Genomic DNA, 3573 nt, shown 5'->3' on the forward strand with positions numbered 1-3573 from the left:
CGACAGGCGTCCCTCCTGTCCGAGCTCCGCGAGCTGCACAATCCGCAGAGCGGCCCGGTGACCGCGTGGTCCTCTGATCGGCTGCACGTCTGGGGCGACCGTCCGTGGAACCAGGACGGCCGCCGACTCTCCCCGATCTATCATGCGGAGGTCGGCATCGAGGTCACCTTCAGTGAGCCCACGGCACTGTCCGACTGGGTGGGCGTCGTCTCGATGCTCGACGGCGTCACGATCCAGGGTGTCACCTGGACCCTGACGGAGGCTCGCCGGCAATCGATCACACAGGAGGCGCGGCGTCGGGCCGTCGAGAACGCGGTGGCGAAGGCGACCGTCTACGCCACGAGCCTCGGACTCAGCAGCGTGCGCCCTCTCGCCCTGAGCGATCCGGGAATGCTGGGCGACGGAGCGGCCCCCGGCCAACCCGTACCACTGGCTGCCCGCGCGATGAGCGCGGACTTCGGGGGCGCGACACTCGCGCTCAAGCCGGAGGACATCACGGTCGCGGTGCAGGTGCACGCCCGGTTCACGGCGAGCTGACGCCCTCCCGGATTCGTCACGAATCGCGACATTCGCGACGGATGTCGCAGCGCTCAGCCTCCGGGCGTCGCACCCGGGGTCGCGGTCGAACCCGGCAGCGACGGAGGCCGGATCGGCAGGTCGGAGACCTTGAGGATACGCGTGGCCGTCACCGTCGCGCCCGAACGCTCGCCGATGACGATGACCTCGTCGCCGACGGCGAAGTCGGAGGCCTTCTGCGTCTGCCCGGGCGCCCCGTACACAGTCGACGATGAGGTGTCGACCGTGATGGACGCGCCTCGTGTCGTGGTGATCGTCCAGGCGGAGCCGGCGATCTTCGTGACGCTGCCGCGGACCACGCCCTTGGCGATCGGGCCCTCGTCCTGACGGCCGTTCTGCCCGCCACCGTTCTTGCCGTTCTGGCCGCCGCCGTTCTTGCCGCCCTGGCCCGGCGCCGGAACCGGTGCCCGATCGCCGCCCTGGAACTGGTGAGAGATCGAGGAGCCCCGGTGGAACAGCACCGATCCCACGGCGAACGCACCGGCTCCGGCGATGCCGATCAGCAGGATGACGGCGAGCACCAGCGTGGAGATCGCGAACGCCAGCCCGTGACGTTTATAGAACGGCTCGGCCGTCGCCGTGGGCCGCGGACCGGGCGCGTACTGCTGCTGCCCGGGCGCGTACTGCTGCTGCGGAGCCCCGTACGTCTGCTGCGGCTGCCCGTACGGCGGGTGCTGCGGCGGCAGCGGCTCGGTGGGCTGGGTGTCGTCCATACTCACAAGAACACCTGATCGAACCGCATTCCGGCTGGGAGACGGTTATGGCTTGGATGTGAATGCCGGCGCCGCTCCAACGCTCAGGCCGGCTCCACCAGCACGGACCGCAGCTTGGCCAGTTCGACCTCGTTCAGCCCGGAGTCGAGAAGGTACTCGCGCACGCCCCCGAACTCGCGGTCGAGCAGGTCGAGCGACTCCTCGAGCGCAGCAGGCGGGCTCCCGCCGAGGATGACGCGCAGGGCGGGGGTGACCTCCACGCCGTGGCTCTTCACCAGCGCGATCATCCCCTCCAGCCACTCGCCGTCGAGATTGGCCTGCGTTGCCGCGTAGTCGGCGACGACCGTCTCACGGTCGACGCCCACGGCGCTCAGCGCGAGCGCGACGACGATACCGGTGCGGTCTTTGCCCGCAGTGCAGTGCACGACCACGGCCTCCTCGCCGCTGTCGGCGATCTCGCGCAGCGCCCGCACGACCACATCGCGGTGCTGCAGCAGGATCTTCTCGTAGAGCCCGGCCAGCGTGACGCCGATCGTCGACGCGGACGCCCCCGAGCCCTCGAACACCGGCAGGTGGAGGCGCTGGAGGTCGAGTCCGTCGACGTCGTCGGGCATCACCTGGGTCTCGAAGTCGTCGCGCAGGTCGATCACGACGCGCACGCCGAGCTCCTGCAGCGCCTGCCGGCCCTGGTCGCCGAGTCGGGCGAGGCCGTCGGACCGGAACAGCTTGCCCCTGCGCACGACCCCCTCGGCGACGGGATAGCCGCCCACATCGCGGAAGTTGTACGTGCCGTTCACGGGGATCCGCTCGGCCACGGCGTCGGTGACCCGGCCGCCCGTCCCCTCGTCGTGCGTGCTCATGTGCTCATCCTGCCATCCGCTTCCGACAGGACGCCGCACGCGCGGATCACTCGCCGAGGTGACGCCTGCTGGACATCGCCCGTTCAGCCTCGCGGTTGTCCTGGCGCTCGCGCAGCGCCTGCCTCTTGTCGTACTCGCGCTTGCCCTTGGCGATCGCGATCTCGACCTTGGCACGGCCGTCGCTGAAATAGATCGAGAGCGGCACGATCGTGTACCCGCCCTGCTTGACCTTGTTCTCGATCTTGACGATCTGGGCCTTGTGCAGCAAGAGCTTGCGCTTGCGACGGGGCGCGTGGTTGTTCCAGGTTCCGTCGAGGTACTCGGGGATGTGCACGGCGTCGAGCCAGGCCTCCCCGCCGTCGACGAACGCGTAGCCGTCGACGAGCGACGCGCGCCCCTCGCGCAACGACTTCACCTCGGTGCCGGTCAGCACGAGGCCCGCCTCGTAGGTGTCCTCGATGGTGTAGTCGTGACGCGCTCGGCGATTGGTGGCCACGACCTTCTGGCCACGTTCCCTGGGCACAGCTGCTCCTGACGTCGAAGATGGTGCTGCCCGGCACGTCGCCGGGCAGCAGACCAGTCTATACGCGTCAGACCCTCAGATACCGCTTGATCGCGAAGTTGGCGGAGGCCGCGGCGAGCACGACGCCCACGACGATGAGAAGTGGGATCACCAGCCAGCCCTGGTCCATCCCGACGAAGTTGATCGACGGGATCTTGGGACTCAGGAATCCGCGCACGAAGTACTGCACGAGCAGCCAGATCACGACACAGCTCAAGATGGAGCCGATCAGCGCCGCGATCACGCCCTCGATGATGAAGGGGGTCTGGATGAAGCGATTGGAGGCTCCGACCAGGCGCATGATGCCGATCTCGCGGCGCCTCGAGAACGCGGACAGGCGGATCGTCGTGGCGATCAGCAGCACGGCTGCGACGAGCATCAGGATGGCGATGCCGATCGCGGTCAGGCTGGCGGCGTTCAGGATGTTGAAGATCTGGTCGAGGTAGCTGCGCTGGTCGACGACGCTCTGCACGCCCGGAGAGCTCTGCAGCGTCTCGGTCAGCACGTCCGACTGGTTGGGATTCTTGAGGTTGACCCAGAACGTCTGCGGGATCATGTCCGGCGTGACGTAATCGGCGATCTGATTGCCCTTGAACTGCTGCTTGAACTGCTCGTAGCCCTGCTTCTGGTCCTGGAAGTAGAACTTCTGGATATAGGGCGCCAGCTCCGGCGACTCCAGCTGCTTCTTGACCGACGCGACGGTCTGATCGGTCGCCGCGCCTCCTGGACAGTTGTCCGTCTCCGTGCACATGTACACCGCGACCTGGGCGCGGTCGTACCAGTAGGTCTTCATCTGCGCGATCTGCAGCTGCAAGAGGGCGGCGGTGCCGACGAAGGTCAGCGAGATGAAAGTCACCAGAAG

General features: G+C 67.8%; 5 protein-coding genes. 1 reads left to right on the plus strand and 4 read right to left on the minus strand.

Annotated features, from left to right (window positions below):
- A partial coding sequence (locus tag AC0HS0_RS14430; RefSeq protein ID WP_472964737.1) for an SIMPL domain-containing protein occupies nt 1-537 on the plus strand: 537 nt, incomplete at its 5' end.
- Nucleotides 538-590: 53 nt separating this feature from the next.
- Here AC0HS0_RS14430 and AC0HS0_RS14435 read toward each other — a convergent pair.
- The 4 genes from AC0HS0_RS14435 to ftsX form a co-directional block, all read right to left on the minus strand.
- Nucleotides 591-1289 carry a DUF5666 domain-containing protein gene (locus tag AC0HS0_RS14435; RefSeq protein WP_472964738.1) on the minus strand — a complete coding sequence of 233 codons (699 nt, stop codon included), beginning with the start codon at nt 1287-1289 and terminating at the stop codon, nt 591-593.
- A gap of 83 nt (nt 1290-1372) precedes the next feature.
- Nucleotides 1373-2149 (minus strand): tyrosine-protein phosphatase, encoded by a 777-nt coding sequence (locus AC0HS0_RS14440; protein ID WP_472964739.1) that lies wholly within the window; start codon nt 2147-2149, stop codon nt 1373-1375.
- A gap of 46 nt (nt 2150-2195) precedes the next feature.
- Entirely contained in the window at nt 2196-2672 is a 477-nt protein-coding gene (smpB, locus tag AC0HS0_RS14445) for an SsrA-binding protein SmpB (RefSeq protein WP_055919602.1), read from the minus strand.
- Between the two features lie 67 nt (nt 2673-2739).
- Nucleotides 2740-3573, minus strand: an 834-nt coding sequence (ftsX, locus tag AC0HS0_RS14450; protein ID WP_472964740.1) for a permease-like cell division protein FtsX, incomplete at its 5' end; no start/stop codon positions are given.

Source organism: Leifsonia sp. PARNA 1/14, from assembly GCF_055720965.1.